At 61.1% G+C, this 14,977-nt stretch carries 17 protein-coding genes, 1 tRNA gene and 1 pseudogene; 12 read left to right on the top strand and 7 right to left on the bottom strand.

Annotated elements, in window-relative coordinates:
• Positions 1-16: 16 nt before the first annotated feature.
• Positions 17-190 (bottom strand): DUF3094 family protein, encoded by a 174-nt coding sequence (locus tag CQ002_RS06300; protein WP_016976295.1) that lies wholly within the window; start codon positions 188-190, stop codon positions 17-19.
• A 54-nt stretch (positions 191-244) separates the two neighbouring features.
• A complete protein-coding gene (locus tag CQ002_RS06295; RefSeq protein ID WP_010213242.1) occupies positions 245-874 on the bottom strand; it encodes a DUF1780 domain-containing protein in 630 nt (209 codons plus the stop codon).
• Positions 875-977: 103 nt separating this feature from the next.
• Between CQ002_RS06295 and CQ002_RS06290 the strand changes: the two genes are divergently transcribed.
• From CQ002_RS06290 to CQ002_RS06280, 3 genes are all read left to right on the top strand, one after another.
• Positions 978-1,445, top strand: a complete 468-nt coding sequence (locus tag CQ002_RS06290; RefSeq protein ID WP_105161636.1) for an FAD/FMN-containing dehydrogenase — start codon at positions 978-980, stop codon at positions 1,443-1,445.
• The gene (locus CQ002_RS06285) at positions 1,442-2,131 is read left to right on the top strand and encodes an energy-coupling factor ABC transporter permease (RefSeq protein WP_034102090.1); all 690 of its coding nucleotides are present in this window, start codon (positions 1,442-1,444) and stop codon (positions 2,129-2,131) included. The genes CQ002_RS06290 and CQ002_RS06285 overlap by 4 nt, the downstream gene beginning before the upstream one ends.
• Before the next feature lie 75 nt (positions 2,132-2,206).
• Positions 2,207-2,422, top strand: a complete 216-nt coding sequence (locus CQ002_RS06280) for a hypothetical protein (RefSeq protein ID WP_003171680.1) — start codon at positions 2,207-2,209, stop codon at positions 2,420-2,422.
• On the opposite strand, the gene yacG is transcribed toward CQ002_RS06280, so the two are convergent.
• Genes yacG through CQ002_RS06260 form a run of 4 tightly spaced genes read right to left on the bottom strand, consistent with a single transcriptional unit; the run spans position 2,419 to position 5,307 of the window.
• Positions 2,419-2,619 carry a DNA gyrase inhibitor YacG gene (yacG, locus tag CQ002_RS06275; RefSeq protein WP_034102092.1) on the bottom strand — a complete coding sequence of 67 codons (201 nt, stop codon included), beginning with the start codon at positions 2,617-2,619 and terminating at the stop codon, positions 2,419-2,421. The two genes, CQ002_RS06280 and yacG, sit on opposite strands and share 4 nt — an antisense overlap.
• Positions 2,616-3,239 (bottom strand): dephospho-CoA kinase, encoded by a 624-nt coding sequence (gene coaE, locus CQ002_RS06270; RefSeq protein ID WP_069021704.1) that lies wholly within the window; start codon positions 3,237-3,239, stop codon positions 2,616-2,618. The genes yacG and coaE overlap by 4 nt, the downstream gene beginning before the upstream one ends.
• Entirely contained in the window at positions 3,236-4,102 is an 867-nt protein-coding gene (locus tag CQ002_RS06265; RefSeq protein WP_098465764.1) for an A24 family peptidase, read from the bottom strand. The genes coaE and CQ002_RS06265 overlap by 4 nt, the downstream gene beginning before the upstream one ends.
• Positions 4,099-5,307, bottom strand: coding sequence for a type II secretion system F family protein (locus CQ002_RS06260; RefSeq protein ID WP_105161637.1), 1,209 nt, complete (start codon positions 5,305-5,307; stop codon positions 4,099-4,101). The genes CQ002_RS06265 and CQ002_RS06260 overlap by 4 nt, the downstream gene beginning before the upstream one ends.
• A gap of 202 nt (positions 5,308-5,509) precedes the next feature.
• Between CQ002_RS06260 and CQ002_RS06255 the strand changes: the two genes are divergently transcribed.
• From CQ002_RS06255 to CQ002_RS06240, 4 genes are all read left to right on the top strand, one after another.
• A complete protein-coding gene (locus tag CQ002_RS06255) occupies positions 5,510-5,923 on the top strand; it encodes a pilin (protein ID WP_034102485.1) in 414 nt (137 codons plus the stop codon).
• 35 nt (positions 5,924-5,958) lie between these two features.
• Positions 5,959-7,359 (top strand): O-antigen ligase, encoded by a 1,401-nt coding sequence (locus tag CQ002_RS06250; RefSeq protein ID WP_105161638.1) that lies wholly within the window; start codon positions 5,959-5,961, stop codon positions 7,357-7,359.
• Between the two features lie 48 nt (positions 7,360-7,407).
• Positions 7,408-7,480, top strand: a tRNA-Thr gene (locus CQ002_RS06245).
• A 159-nt stretch (positions 7,481-7,639) separates the two neighbouring features.
• Entirely contained in the window at positions 7,640-7,945 is a 306-nt protein-coding gene (locus CQ002_RS06240) for a DUF6388 family protein (protein WP_105161639.1), read from the top strand.
• Positions 7,946-8,019: 74 nt separating this feature from the next.
• Here CQ002_RS06240 and nadC read toward each other — a convergent pair whose 3' ends face one another.
• Positions 8,020-8,868 carry a carboxylating nicotinate-nucleotide diphosphorylase gene (gene nadC, locus CQ002_RS06235; RefSeq protein ID WP_034102102.1) on the bottom strand — a complete coding sequence of 283 codons (849 nt, stop codon included), beginning with the start codon at positions 8,866-8,868 and terminating at the stop codon, positions 8,020-8,022.
• A 245-nt stretch (positions 8,869-9,113) separates the two neighbouring features.
• Here nadC and CQ002_RS06230 point away from each other — a divergent pair, with 245 nt between their 5' ends.
• The 5 genes and pseudogenes from CQ002_RS06230 (at position 9,114) to CQ002_RS28735 (ending at position 14,921) form a co-directional block, all read left to right on the top strand.
• Positions 9,114-11,261, top strand: coding sequence for a DUF1631 domain-containing protein (locus CQ002_RS06230; protein WP_034102103.1), 2,148 nt, complete (start codon positions 9,114-9,116; stop codon positions 11,259-11,261).
• A gap of 61 nt (positions 11,262-11,322) precedes the next feature.
• Positions 11,323-11,886: a 1,6-anhydro-N-acetylmuramyl-L-alanine amidase AmpD gene (ampD, locus tag CQ002_RS06225; protein WP_105161640.1), complete on the top strand. Its 564-nt coding sequence runs from the start codon at positions 11,323-11,325 to the stop codon at positions 11,884-11,886.
• Complete coding sequence (gene ampE, locus CQ002_RS06220; protein WP_034102105.1) at positions 11,883-12,719, top strand: regulatory signaling modulator protein AmpE; 837 nt, start codon at positions 11,883-11,885, stop codon at positions 12,717-12,719. Before ampD ends, ampE begins: the two co-directional genes overlap by 4 nt.
• Positions 12,720-12,923: 204 nt before the next feature.
• Positions 12,924-14,015, top strand: a pseudogene (locus CQ002_RS28740) (methyl-accepting chemotaxis protein); the annotation flags it as partial.
• Positions 13,992-14,921, top strand: a complete 930-nt coding sequence (locus CQ002_RS28735) for a methyl-accepting chemotaxis protein (RefSeq protein ID WP_371919441.1) — start codon at positions 13,992-13,994, stop codon at positions 14,919-14,921. The pseudogene CQ002_RS28740 and the gene CQ002_RS28735, both read left to right, overlap by 24 nt.
• The last annotated feature ends 56 nt before the right edge of the window (positions 14,922-14,977 follow it).

Raw genomic sequence — 14,977 nt, 5'->3', positions numbered from 1 at the left:
GCGAGCGCCAGGCAGCTCATAGCGTCAGGTAACTCAAAAGTCGGCTCAGCAAGCCAAGGCCGATCACCACTACCAGCACCACACCAAGGAGCAGCCACGGCCGGAAAGGCTTGCGCTCGACTCGGTTCTGGGAGAGTTGCAGGTACTCTTCGACATGCTGTTGGTCATCGGGGTTCAGGCGGCTGGTCATAAAGGCCTCGTCAGGTAGACGTTGCAAAAGGGCGCCACGTTACAGTCCGGGGGCTCAGAGGCTGATGCCCACGTCGAACACTATGCTGCGGCCCAGGTTGTTGCGCAAGAAATCCGGGGCGTCCGGGTGGGCGAACAACACCCGTGCAAAGGTCGGCCCCACCAGTGACAACGAGCGCCAGCCCTGGCGCAGGTATTCCGTCGGCGGCGGGAAGTGGCTATTGAGGTCGAGCACTTCACGCTTGAGGCTGGTGAAGGCGACGATATCCAGCTCCCCCAGGTCCATCCCGCGTTCCTTGTAGTTATGGGCCTTCTTGCGCAGCGTGGGCGCCAGGCGCAGTAAAAACTCATGGGCCGGGATGCGTCGCGGCTTTGCCTCGCGCCGTACCAGTTGGCTCAGGGAGAAGGCGCTGCGTCGGCGCAGCAACTCGTCGCGCCACTCGTCATTCAGGCGGCGACCCTCGTCCAGCACGAAAAACACCTCGAAGCTGGCATCGCGAAACAGCACGTCCGGCGGCTCTTGACCGGCGGCGTGGAATTCTTCGGCACGGTAGGGCACGTTCAAGCCTTGCAGCAGGCGCTGGCAGACCCAACGCTCACGCTCCCATTTGCGGGCATTGGACAAGAATGCGTTGGCTTGTTCGGCCGCTACGGTGAGCAGGCGCAAGTAATCTGAGTCATCCATAGCTAGCAGCTTAGCGCCCAAATGATGACCGCAGGAAGTCCCGCTGCAAAAGGTCGGTGTAGACTGGACACTCGAGCGTCCAACCGGGTGAGAGGAGTGTGCAGTGAAGTTTCTAGCCGTGCTTTTATTGGGGCTGTTGCCCGTGTGGGCCCAGGCCATTGAAGTGGGCGAGCGCCTGGCCCCTTGGACCTTGTTGGATCAATTTGGCCAGGCTTACACCTTGGATAACCAGGCGCAGGTCTTGCTGGTTGCGCGCAGCATGGACGCCGCCAAGCAGGTGGATGCGGCGCTGCAGGGCCAACCCAAAGGCTATCTCGAGGCGCGACACGCCGTGTTTGTCGCTGATATCCAGCGCATGCCGCGCCTGATCGCCAAGCTGTTTGCCGTGCCGGCCATGCAGTCCTACAGCTACCGGGTCATGCTGGACCGTGACGCACGCATCGCGCCGCGTTATCCGGGGGCTGTGGATAAAGTGCTGTGGCTGCAACTGGATAACGGCAAGCTGGTCGCCCAGCACGAATACAGCTCGGCTGCAGATCTGCGCCAGGCCCTGGAGCAGGTGAAGCCGTGATCAGTGCGGCCGTGTTGGCGCCGGCAACCCTCGGCATCGGCTGGCTGCTCTATGCACCTGTAGTGGTGTGGGCCCTCTTGCGTTCACCCTGGGTCGAGCTATTCGCCGACCGGCGGCGCCAGCACTTACTGTTCGGCACCGTGTTTGCGTTGTTCATGCTGTGGCTCGTGCGGCGGGATTTTGATACGGGGGTGTCCTACCACTTCATTGGCATGACCGCCGTGACCCTGCTGCTGGATTGGCCACTCGCAATGGTCGGCGGCTTTGCCGCCCAGTTGGGCTTGATGGTGTTGGGGCGCCAGGACCTCGCGGCCCTGGGTATCAACGGCCTGCTGCTGATCGTGCTGCCGGTGCTGGTCACCGAAGCCTGCGCGTTGCTGGTCGAACGCGCGCAACCGCGCAATCCCTTCGTGTATATCTTCTGCTCCGGATTTTTCGCGGCGGCGCTGTCGGCGTTGCTCTGTCTGTTGGCCGGGCTGGGGCTTCTGTGGTTCGACGGCCGTTTCGCCATGCCGGAATGGCTGGAGGATTTCGTCGGCTACCTGTGGCTGATCATCTTTCCCGAAGCGTTCATCAACGGCATGGTGATCAGCGCGCTGGTGGTGTTTTGCCCGGAATGGCTGGAGACCTTCAACCGTACTCGCTACTTGTCGGCCCCCTGGAAGGACGACGATTCACAGCGTTGACCCAGATCAAATCCCACCCGGCCAAGCAGGCCCATGCTCTGCGAAATTTTTCCAGGCAAGTCGGGAGCACGGATCATGAGTGTGTATGAGTGGGCACGGCAGGAGTTGCGCAGAAGCCAGGACGCAGCACAGGAAATCGGTTTCGACCCCGGCCTGACCCTGCGCGCCATGCTCAGCGCGGTGGTGCAGCAGAGCAAGGGTGTGCGCAGCTTCGAAGACCTGGCCGACGAGTTGCAATACCTTGCAGAGAACCTCGACGACCAGCAGGAATACGCCTTTATGCGCCCTTAGTGGCGCTGCGGCAGGTCTTCGGAAAACAGCTCGTCTTCTGCGTCCGGGGCCACGGGAATCTTGTGTTCTTCAGCGGCCCAGGCACCCAGGTCGATGAGTTTGCAGCGGTCCGAGCAGAACGGCCGGTTGAGGTTGGTCGCTTTCCATTCCACGGGGGCACCGCAGGTTGGGCAATCGACGGTCAAGGGTTGGCTCATGATCGGCCTCCACGCAAAGTAAGGTAAAAGTGATGCAGTCGTTCGACCTCGCTGTGCAGCCAGGCGAGGTCCCGGTCGTTGACCAGCACGTCATCGGCATGGTTCAGGCGATCTTCCCGGCTGGACTGGGCCTTGAGAATCGCGTGTACCTGCTGTTCGTTGATGCCATCGCGCTGCAGGGTACGCTGAATCTGCAGCGATTGCGGCACGTCGATCACCAGGATGCGCTGGGTCATGCTGTACTGGCCTGATTCGATCAGCAGCGGCGACACCAATATCGCGTAGGGTGACTTCGCGCGCGCCAGGTGGCTGCGAATTTCTTCGCCAATCAGTGGGTGCAGCAAGGCTTCGAGCCAGCGGCGCTCTTCGGGCACTTCAAAGATCAGCTTGCGCAATGCGCCGCGGTCCAGCTGGCCGTCAGGCTGCAGCACGCTGGCACCAAAGTGCTCGGCAATACTCGCCAGTGCCGGCCGACCAGGCTCGACCACCCAGCGGGCGGCGTGGTCGGCGTCCACCAGGTCGATACCCAGGTCGATGAAGTGCTGGGCCGCCGCGCTTTTACCGCTGCCGATGCCGCCGGTGAGGCCAAGAATCCAGGGTGTTGCAACAGAAGTGGTCATCTGAAACCGACAGACTGCAAATAGAAGTCGGTTATTTGACCACCCCAGAGCAATGCAATCCAGCCGGCAATCGCCAGATACGGACCAAATGGCATCGGTGCCGATGCCTGGGCCTTGCGCAGGCGCATCAGGATCAAGCCCACGAACACACCTACCAGTGACGACATCAACAGCGTCATCGGCAGAATCTGCCAGCCGCCCCAGGCACCGAGCAGCGCCAGCAGCTTGAAGTCACCATGGCCCATGCCGTCCTTGCCGGTAACCAGCTTGAACAGCCAGAACACGCTCCACAGGCTCATGTACCCGATCACCGCGCCCCACAGGGCATCGGGCAGTGTCGTCAGCAGTCCGAACCCGTTGACGATCAGCCCCAGCCACAGCAGCGGCATCACCAGCACATCCGGCAACAGTTGGTGATCGGCATCGATCAGGCTCATCGCCAACAACCCCCAACTCAGTACCAGCACCGCGCCCGCTGGCCAGCCAAAGCCGAAATGCCAGGCAACCCAGGCCGAGATCAACCCGCACGCCAGTTCAGTGAGCGGATAACGGACGCTGATTGCCTTTTGGCATTGGGCGCAGCGGCCTCGCAGAAACAGGTAGCTGAGCAGTGGGATGTTTTCCCTCGGGCGTATCGGATGGTTGCACTGCGGGCAGCAGGAGTTGGGGTGCATCAGGTTGTAGGTCGGGCCGGCAGGTTCAGCGGGCAAGCCGAGTACTTCGTGGGCCTGCGCACGCCATTCCCGTTCGAGCATCTTTGGCAGGCGCCACACCAGCACGTTGAGAAAACTGCCGACGATCAGTCCCAGCACTGACGCCAGCGCAATAAATGCCCAGGGGTGGCCAGCCAGCAGCAGGCTCAAAATGCGCTCCCCAACTGGAATACCGGTAAATACATCGCGACCACCAGTGCGCCGACGATCCCTCCCAGTACCACCATAATCAGCGGCTCCATAAGGTTGGTGAGGTTATCGACCACGTTATCCACATCGGCCTCGTAATGGCTGGCGACCTTTTCCAGCATGCTGTCCAGCGTGCCTGATTCTTCGCCGATGGCTGTCATCTGGATCGCCATGCGGGGAAACAGGCCGCTGGCGACCATGGATTGATTCAATTGCATGCCCGTCGCTACGTCGCGTCGCATATGTTCGATTGCCTGTCTGAACGGCCCTGAACCGGCGGCCCCGGCCACCGAGTCCAGCGCCTGCACCAACGGAACGCCGGCGGCAAACGTGGTGGAAAGCGTGCGGGCGTAGCGGGCCACGGCGGATTTGCTCAGCAGTTTGCCTGCCAGGGGCGTTTTCAACAAACAGCTGTCCAGCCAGGCACGAACATCGGCGAAGGTACGGTAGGCGTGGCGCAACCCCAAGCCTGCCGCAAGAATGCCCAGCGCGATGATCCACCAGGCTTTCTGCATGAATTCGGAAAGGGCGATCACCTGCAATGTGAAGCCAGGCAGCTTGCCGTCGACGCCGGCGAACAGCGTCTGGAACTGTGGCACGACGTGGACCAGCAGCACGCCGGTGACGAGACTGGCGACCACCAGCACGGTGATCGGATAGGTCATGGCTTTTTTGATCCTGGCCTTTAGCTGTTCGCTCTTCTCTCGGTGGATTGCCACGCGTTCCAGCAAGGTTTCAAGGGCTCCGGCCTGTTCGCCGGCGGCTACCAGGTTGCAGTACAGCGCGTCGAAATAATGAGGTTGCTTGCGCAGCGCCTCGGCAAGGCTGGTGCCGGCGGCAATCGCCTGTTTCAACCCTTGCACCAGCTTACGCATGGGCCGGTTGTCGAAACCTTCACCGATGACGTCGAAGGCTTGCAGGAGAGGAATCCCGGCCTTGAGCAGCGTAGCCAGTTGGCGCGTGAACAGGGTGATGTCCGCCGGCTTGATCGAGGGTACGAAGCTCGGCAGCACTGGGGATTTCTTGCGCACATGCCCAGGGCTGATGCCCTGTTGGCGTAGCTGAGCCTTGACCCTTGCAACGCTGTGCCCGGTGGTCTGCCCGGACACCCTGCGTCCTTTGCGGTTGATGCCTTCCCAGGCGTAGAGCGTTGAAGCGTTGTCCATGTCACGGTTCCGCACAGAGGTCGTCGAAGATTTATAGCTTAGTCAGGTGACGGATCCGGACTGGCCGGCAGTGCCGGATAAAATGTCAGAATGTGCGTCTTGTGCGCGATTGACCGCTTGCGGATGAGTACACTGGCGCCGCTGCACAACGCGGGGCGCAGGATGCGCCTTGTCATGAGTTCTATCCTGGAGAGTGAATGTGATACGTCAAAAAGGTTTTACCCTGATCGAGCTGTTGATCGTCGTGGCAATCATCGGCATTTTGGCCACCATTGGCCTGCCCATGTACACCACCCACCAGGCCAAGGCCAAGTTCACCGCCGGCCTGGCCGAGATCTCCGCCTTGAAGGCCGGGTACGAGGACACCCTCAACCAGGGCACCGTGCCCACCCTTGCATTGATTGGCGGTACCAGCCCGACAGCCAACTGCAAGATCGAGGTGACGGGGGATGTTGCCACGGGCACGGGCGCTATCCGTTGCGAACTGCTCGACGCACCGGCACCGGTGCTGGGCAAGACCATCAGCCTGACGCGCAGCGCCACCACCGGTTGGAAATGCACCACCACCGCTGAGGCTAACTATGTCGCCAAAGGCTGCGGCGCCGACGGCGCATAAGGGCTAAACCATCCACAGGGAAGTTGAGGTGGCCGATGGCGATATCTTTAGAGCAACGCGGCAGTATTTTTCTGGTAGCAGTGGTATGCCTGCTGATCATCGGGATATGTGCACCGTTCGGTGGGCATGATTTACAGCGGGTCATGCAGGTCACCATCGGGGTCTGTGCGGTGTTGTATGGGCTGTCGTTCGGCCGTGCTGAACAGCTGGTAGACCGGCCCACCGCACTTGGCCTGGCGTTGGTCGTTGCGCTGGGCCTGGTGTCGTCAATGCTGGCCCGCCAGCCGCTCTGGGCGCTTGTCGAAGTGGCCGTGTTCGTCAGCTGTGGGGCGATCGCCATGGCGTTTGCCTTGATGCGTCGTCAGGGGGGCGAGCCGCTGGATCGCGCCTTGATACTGGTGGTGGTGCTGCTATGCCTGATCAAGTCGATTCAATACCTGCATGCGGGCGCGCTCGCGTTTACCAGTGCCGCACGGACACTGGACCCTGACGTGCTGCTGTCTGGCTTTTCCAACAAGCGTTTCTATGGCCAGTTCCAGACGTTCACCCTGCCGCTGCTGGCGCTTCCTTTATTGATCCCGGCACTCTCCCGCTCATTAAAGGGTGCCGTGTTTGTGTTGTTGTGCGTGTGGTGGATGATCGCAATTGGAGGCGGCACGCGTGGCACCTGGCTGGGCATGGGCGCGGCGGGCGTCGTGGTGTCGGTGCTGGGGCCGTGGGGCCGGCGCTGGCTGGGTTGGCAGCTGGCCGCAGTGCTGGGTGGCCTGTTGCTGTATTGGCTGTTGTTTACGGTGCTGGCGGATTACCTGGGGATACAGATCCTCAATGACGCCCGTGATCGCCTCACCACGAGCCTGTCGGGGCGCGGTCCGATCTGGTGGCAGGCGTGGCATATGCTTGTCGAGCGACCGTGGCTGGGTTTCGGGCCGATGCATTTTGCCGATATCGCCAATGAAATTGCCGCACACCCGCACCAGGCCATCCTGCAATGGGCCAGTGAATGGGGTGTGCCCTCGGCGTTGTGCGTTGCGGTTCTGGCATGGCGAGGCGGGTGGGCCACCTTCGGCTTACTGCGTAAACGTGGGCAGTGCGCCGAGCGTGCCGACCTGATGCGGCTCTGCCTGTTTGCGGCGTTGGTCGGTGCGTTGGTGCAGTCGATGGTCGATGGCGTGATAGTGATGCCCAACTCTCAAGTCTGGTTGGCGCTGGTGGTCGGCTGGTTGATGGCATTGCATGTGTGGCGAGCCCCATTGGCCGCCGAGCTGCCGTTGGCCTGGCGGGCCTGGAAAACCTTGAGTGTGCTGGCCGTTGGTCTGCTGATCGTGATCGCCGCGCGCGATGTGCCTCACATCAAGCAAGCCCAGCAGCAGTACCTGGACAGCCATGGCGGCTGGCTGCAGCCACGCTTCTGGGCGCAGGGCGTTATTGCCCGCTGACGCCGGCAAGTTGCTGGACGCTCGATGCGGTGCTAGCTTTAGCCCACCGCCCGTGTAGCTCAGCCGGTAGAGCAGCGCACTCGTAACGCGAAGGTCGCAGGTTCGATTCCTGTCTCGGGCACAAAGGCAACAAAGGCGTCACCGTTTTAAAGGCACTGTTTTCAGATGATCCCAGAATGGTTCTGAAGGCCAGACGAGCCGGCATTCGAGCCTGCTCTTTTGTATCTGCGCAACCTTGATGACCCAGATGCATCCCCATTCCTCGATCTAAGAGAACAACATGACCACGACTGAAATGACCCAGGAAGTTCGGCACCAAGCAGCCCTCGAAAAATACCTCGAGGAATCGCCGCAGCTTAGAGAAGAGATCAAGGACCTGAGCGCCGATGATCAGCGCGATCAGATTCAGTGGGCATTCGAGGACGAGGCCGAGAGCCAGGGCTACCAGTCCTGGGAGCTGACCCTCAAATACACCTCGACACCGGAAGAATTCGAAGCGGCACGGCTGGCCTTGCACAAAGAGGCGGCCGAGGTGCTGGGTGTCGAATGGGAAGAGTATTGCGAGATGAATGACTTGGTCGTTTAAAAGCGGCCGCAAGTTTCAAGCTGCAAGCTGTTATCCAGCCTTCTTGCAGCTTGAAGCTTACCGCTTGCAATGCCTTAGATACTAAGGCGCATCGACAAGTCTACCGCCTTCACATCCTTGGTCATCGCGCCAATGGAGATGTAATCCACACCCGTCTCGGCAATGGGCAGCAGGGTGCTTTCATTGATCCCGCCGCTGGCCTCCAGCTTGGCCTTGCCGCCGTTGAGGCGCACGGCTTCACGCATATCCTCCAGGCTCAACTCATCGAGCATGATGATGTCGGCGCCTGCCGCCAGGGCTGCGCGCAGCTCCTCCAGGCTTTCCACCTCGATTTCCACCGGCTTGCCGGGCGCGATCTTGTGGGCAGCGGTGATCGCCTCGGCAATGCCACCGCAGGCGGCGATATGGTTTTCCTTGATCAGGAACGCGTCATACAAACCGATACGGTGGTTGTGGCAGCCGCCGCAGGTGACTGCGTACTTTTGTGCCAGGCGCAGGCCCGGCAGGGTTTTGCGGGTATCCAGCAGCTTGACCTGGGTGCTGGCGACAAAGTCCGCCAAAAATTGGGCGCGGGTGGCGACCCCGGAGAGCAATTGCAGGAAGTTCAGTGCACAGCGTTCGCCGCTGAGCAGCGAACGTGCCGGGCCTTCGAGGTGGAACAGTACCTGGTTGGGGCTGACACGCTCACCATCGGCCACCTGCCAATGCACGGCAACCCTCGGGTCTAGCTGGCGAAACACCGCATCCACCCAGGCTGTACCGGCGATAACCGCCGCGTCACGGGTAATGATCGTGGCCGTCGCCAGCCGCTCGGCCGGGATCAACTGCGCAGTGATGTCGCCGCTGCCGATGTCTTCCAGCAGTGCGCGGCGCACGTTGGCTTCGATTTCGGCGGTGAGGTCGGCAAGACGGAGATTCGGCATAACAGGCTCCACATACAAAGTGCCTCGATTATAGGGGCAGTGTGCGTTTGAACCCAGGCTCACCACTCATTTACCGCGCATTGGCAGAGTTTGCTGGCGCAACCCCCCTCATATGCAAGATAATCTGGCGCCTTGCAATTGGCGTCATAGCTTTGACGTTCTGGTGATAACCGGTTATCCCTGGTTCCCGACGGGACCCTTACCCGATCTTTCCCCACCCAATACCGCCGTTTCAGGAGGCCAGGATGCACAATGACGGAAAGGTGGTGCCAATCAACAAGGCACACGCTACGCCATCGCCGCTCGCCCGACTGCCGGTGGTGTTGCTGCAGGTCCGCGACAAGGCGGCGCAACAGTTGCAACAAGGTCTTCAGGACCTGTTCGATAACGCCGACGACACATTGTTCGAGATGGCCGACAAGGCGCGCAACAACCGCGATCACCATATTTTCTTCGAAGCCATGCGCGACCTGCGCCTCAAGCGCAAGAATTTCGAACGCGTGTTCATGGAGCGTCTTTTCGAAGCCTTTGCCGGCCTGGGCCAGGCAGGGCGAGGAGAGTTGCAACTGGTACCGGTGGTCTCCTATGACGCGGTGCCGGGTTCCTCCAGGGATAACCTGGAAAAAGCCGTCGCGCTCGAGGCCATGCTGGAGCGGGTGCGGCACCGTGACGGTCTGGCGCTGGGGCAGCTCACGGCGCGTTTGAGCGTTTTGCTCGGCAACCGCCTGGATGATCGTGAGAACCCCCTAGGGCCTGCTCTGCTGTGTGAGTTTTTCTTGCGGGCGGGACGCAGCCTGGGCGTGGAGATCCGCGTCAAACTGATCATGCTCAAACTGTTTGAAAAATACGTGCTCAGCGATGCCGACCAACTCTACGGCGAAGCCAACCAGCTGTTGGTCGCAACGGGTGTATTACCTGAGCTCAAGGCCATACCGTCGCGCCGCCCTGATGGGCGTGCGGACCGTGAACATCCACAAGAAGACAGTTCGCCGGCCGCCGACCAGCCCGCCGACGAAAATGGCCAGGAAGCTTTCGCCGCGCTGCAGCCGTTGCTCACAGGGGTGCGTGGCAGCGTGGCGCCGACACTTGAGGCCAGCGCCGAGCCGCTGCCCATTTCCACCCGAGATCTGCTGCGCCTGCTCTCCCATTTGCAGCAGTACGTGCCGGAGCCGGAGGTAGAAGATGATTTTGACCTGCGTAGCCAGCTAGGACAGTTGCTGACCCGTGTCAGCGTCAAGAGTGGCAAGTCACGGGTGGTGGAAGAGGCGGACGAAGACGTGATCAATCTGGTCGCGCTGATGTTCGAGTTCATCCTCAACGACCGCGCCGTGCCTGATGCCTTCAAGGCCTTGATCGGTCGCTTGCAGATCCCGATGCTGAAAGTAGCGTTGCTGGACAAGAGCTTTTTCAGCCGTGCCAGCCACCCGGCGCGGCGCCTGCTCAATGAAATCGCAGCCGCAGCCTTGGGCAACAGCCCCTGTGAGGACTACGCGCGCGATCACCTCTACCTGCGCATCGAGCAGGTCGTGCAGCGCCTGCTCAACGAGTTTGTCGAAGATGCGTCGATTTTTTCCCAGTTGCTTGCCGAGTTCAGTGCCTTTACCGCCGATGAGCGCCGACGCAGTGACTTGCTTGAACAACACACCCGTGACGCCGAAGCCGGGCGCGTGCGCACCGAAGCCGCCCGCCAGCACGTGGCCGATGTTCTGAATAAACGGCTGTTGGGCAAGGTCCTGCCACGTCCGGTCGTGCAGTTCCTGCAGCAGGCGTGGAGCCAGGTGCTGTTGCTGGCCAGCCTCAAGCACGGCGAACAATCCGTACAGTGGCAAGCGGGGCTGCGCACCATGGACGAGTTGATCTGGAGCGTCGGCCTGCAGCAAGACACCGAAGCCGGGCGCCATTTGCTGGAGCAACTGCCGGGCTTGCTCAAGGCCCTGCGCGACGGCTTGACCAGCGCCGCGTTCGACCCCTTCAGTACGCGCGAATTCTTTGTGCGTCTGCAGGCCCTGCATGTCCAGGCACCGGGAGGCGTCGATGAGTTGATCGAAGTGCGTGAGCCGTTTGTGTTGAGTGCGTTACCTGACCCCGTCACCGACCTGCCGGACAACGACCCTGACCTGCTCAAGGCTCGCCAACTCAAGGTCGGCAGCTGGATGGTGTTCCAGGAAGACGAAGCCAGGACGCTGAGATGCAAGTTGACGGCGATCATGGCACCGGCCAACACCTACGTCTTCATCAGTCGCACGGGGCTCAAGGTGCTGGAGAAGAGCGCCGGCCAACTGGCCTTGGCATTCAAGCGTGGAGCGCTGCATACCCTGGATGATGGCCCTTTGTTCGAGCGCGCGCTGGCCGCCGTCGTGGGCAAGCTGCGTCAACTCAATCACGGCAAGTGATCGCAACCGGAGGGTCGAACGCGGCATACTGGTCACACGTTGTCTCGTTCAAGGAACCTGTATGCAGTTGGACCCCACCAGCGGTTGGTGCCAGGGCATTCGTCATTGCCCTTCGACCAACTTCAACGAGCGCCCCGCAGGCGAAATCTCACTGTTGGTGGTGCATAACATCAGCCTGCCACCGGCGCAGTTCGGTACGGGCAAAGTGCAGGAGTTTTTCCAGAATCGCCTGGATGTCACGGAACATCCCTACTTTGAGGGGATAGCTGACCTACGAGTGTCTGCGCATTTTCTGATTGAGCGTGATGGCGCGGTGACGCAGTTTGTGTCCTGCCTCGACCGGGCCTGGCACGCCGGGGTCTCGCAGTTCGAGGGGCGGGACACCTGCAATGACTTTTCCCTGGGGGTGGAGCTGGAAGGGACCGATGATCAAGCGTTCACCGATGCCCAATACGCCTCGCTGATCGACCTGACCCGCCAGTTGCTGGCAGCTTACCCAGGCATCACTGCCCAGCGCATTTGTGGTCACAGCGATATCGCTCCGGGACGCAAGACTGATCCCGGCCCCGCTTTTGATTGGGCGCGCTTTCGCAGCGCCTTGCAGGATGGAGGACACGCACGATGAGTTTCCTGGTGTTGGTGCTGGCGGTTTGGATCGAGAAGTTCTCGGCCTTGCGCCAGCGGTTGCAGCGTGACGGCGGTTGGCTGCGTGAACTGGCCAAGCTGGAATCGAGCCCACGCATGGGTAAGCAGCCTTGGCTGGTTCTGACGTTGCTGGTGTTATTGCCGGTGGCCTTGCTGGCGTTGTTGTTGCTGGTGCTGGAACCCGTGGCCTACGGACTGTTGGCGCTGCCGGTGCACCTGCTGATCGTCATCTACAGCCTGGGTCGCGGTGATCTGCTCGCCGGGCTCGGTCCGTTTCGCGATGCCTGGCGGCGTGGCGACCTGCAGGCTGCCGAACATGTGGCCGAGCGCGACCTGAGCCTGAGCGCCGACAGTGGCGAACAATTGCTCGAGCGTGTCCAAGGCCATCTGTTGTGGCAGGCCTACCAGAGCTTTTTCGCGGTGATTTTCTGGTACTTCCTGCTGGGCCCGGTTGCCGCCCTGGCCTATCGCCTGCTGGCGCTGGCGAGTGAGCACAGCAACAACCCCCTGGTGGCCGAACGTGCCGGGCAACTGCGCCACGCCTTCGACTGGTTGCCGGTACGCCTGCTGGCGGCCAGTTTTGCGTTGGTGGGCAACTTCGTCGCGGTGGGGCGCGTGATGCTGCACGAACTGCTGAACTGGGACATCAGCGCTGCCCAACTGGTGGAAAAGGTCGGCTTGGTCGCCGCCGAAATCCCGCCGCCGGCGGTAGGCCCCGACGGCATCAACAGCCTGGACCGGATTTGGGAACTGCTGCTACGTGCGGCGGTGCTGTGGTATGCCGGCTTCGCCATCTGGACCGTGTTGCCCTGACGGCGAGCACGGTCAGGAAATGTGGGAGCGGCTTGCTCCCACAATTGTTTTTGCCGTGTCTTTCCTGTCGTTAACCTTAAGTTACAAAACTCCCTTTCAAATTGAGCTATACAGATGCTGGCTAACTGCCGCCCTGCGCCTCAATAAAAATAAAAGAAAGGGAGTTCACCTGTGAAGAGCTTGCTCTATCCGGCTGTCGCGCTGATGAATCGCCTGAGTTTTGGCATGAAGTTCAGCTTGATCAGCGTGTTGTTCCTGCTGCCCATGCTGGCGACCAACTATTACCTGGTGCGTGATTCGTGGCGTGAATTCCAGGGCACCCGTGTGGAACTGCAAAGCCTCGACTTGCTCGGCAGCAGCCTGGCCCTGCGCCGCGACCTGGAAACCCTTAACAACCAAGTGCAGATCAACGCCACCCTTGGCCAGTCCGGCAAGGCTGGTGACCTTGAGGGCAAGATCAGCACCTTGGAGCAAAGCGTGCTGGGCCGTCTGCAAAGCCTCAATGCCATGACCACCGAGCCTGAGCAAATCGCCGCTTTTGACAGTAAGCGTGATGAGTTGATTGCGGCTTTCAAGGCCCAGCAACAGGAAACATCGTTGCTGAGCAAGAGTGCACTGATCGGCAAGTTGCTCAACAAGGCGCAGATGCTCAGCCAGATCATTGCCAGCCAATCCGGCTTGAGCCGTGACCCCCAGAGCGACCTGCGCCAGCTCAGCGAGCTGGTCACCAGCGTAACTCCGCAAATCACCCAGGCCCTTGGCGAAGGGCGGGCAATGGGCGCGTATTCCCTGGGCCAAGGTTTTCTCAATTCGTCATCCAGTACGCGTTTTGACGAGCTGCTGCAGCAGTTGGAAAAACTCCAGGCCGAATATGGCCTGAAGTTGCAGGATGCCCTGGGCGCCAGCAACGCCGCCCACACCGCACTCGATAGCCTGGCCAAGGCCAGCAATGCCAGCCTCAAGCAAGGCAGCGAGTTGTTTGAAGAGCAAGTGGTGGTGGCCGAAACCCTCGACGCGCCCTGGCAGGGGTTCTACGACAGCGTCAGCCAGTTGATGGCCCGGACCTACCAGCTTGATGAAGCCACCCTCGCGTTCCTCGGCCAGCAGTTGGAGCAACGCCTGGCACAGAACCGCACGCACATGGTGGTACTGGTCTCGGCCCTGACGGCGGTGTTCCTGCTGATCTTCTATCTGTACGCAGGTTTCTACGCGTCCACGCGCACCACACTGCGACGCCTGGGGGCGACGATGGACAAGGTGGCGGCCGGCGACATGACGGTCACTTTTGTTGCACATAGCCGCGACGAGTTGGGTGACCTCGGCCAGGTGTTCAACGGTACCGTGGCGAAGATCCATGACCTGATCGAGCGCGTCGGGCATACCGTCAGCCAGGTTGAACTCCAGGCCGGCCAGGTGGAAACGGTCTCGGCCCGGAGCAACCAGGCGGTGTCGGGCCAACGTAGCCAGATCGAGCAGGTGGCGACGGCCATGAACCAGATGTCGTCCACCGCCCAGGAAGTCGCGCGCAGCGCGGCGGCAGCGGTCAACAGTGCCCACAGCGTCAACGATGAAACCGTCAGCGGCCGCGGCCTGGTGCAGTCCCAGCAGGGCAGCATCGCGCGGCTGGCGTCGGAGATCGACCAGTCGGTGCGGGTGATCAACCAACTGGCGACTGACAGCCAGTCCATCAGCAGCGTATTGGAAGTGATCAAGAGCATCGCCGAGCAAACCAACCTGCTGGCCCTCAATGCCGCCATCGAAGCAGCGCGGGCCGGTGAACAGGGCCGTGGTTTTGCGGTGGTGGCCGACGAGGTGCGCACCCTGGCGCGACGCACACAGCATTCCACAGAAGAAATCGAACAGATGATCAGTCGCTTGCAGGGCGGTGTGGCGGCGGCAGTCAAGGCCATGGGCAGCAGTCATGAAATGGCGAATGGCACCGTGGGCCAGTCGGAAAAGGTCCAGCAGGCCCTAGAAAATATTCTCGGTGCCGTGGGCATGATCGTTGATCAGAACCAGCAGATCGCCGCTGCCGTAGAGCAACAGACCGCCGTCGCCCACGATATCGACCAGAACATCGTTGCAATCAATCGTGCCGGCGAACATGCCGCTGAAGGCGCACATCAGACCGAGGCCGCGAGCCGGCAGTTATCCATGCAGGTGATCGCGTTGAAGCAATTGATCGGTGCGTTTCGTGTGTAAGTAATGGGCGTAGGAACGGTCGCCTGTTGACGTGGTGCTTGTCCTGATTTCTTGGC

Source organism: Pseudomonas sp. MYb13, from assembly GCF_002980075.1.
GTDB classification, from domain to species: domain Bacteria; phylum Pseudomonadota; class Gammaproteobacteria; order Pseudomonadales; family Pseudomonadaceae; genus Aquipseudomonas; species Aquipseudomonas lurida.
This window is presented reverse-complemented; position numbering and strand designations above follow the sequence as displayed.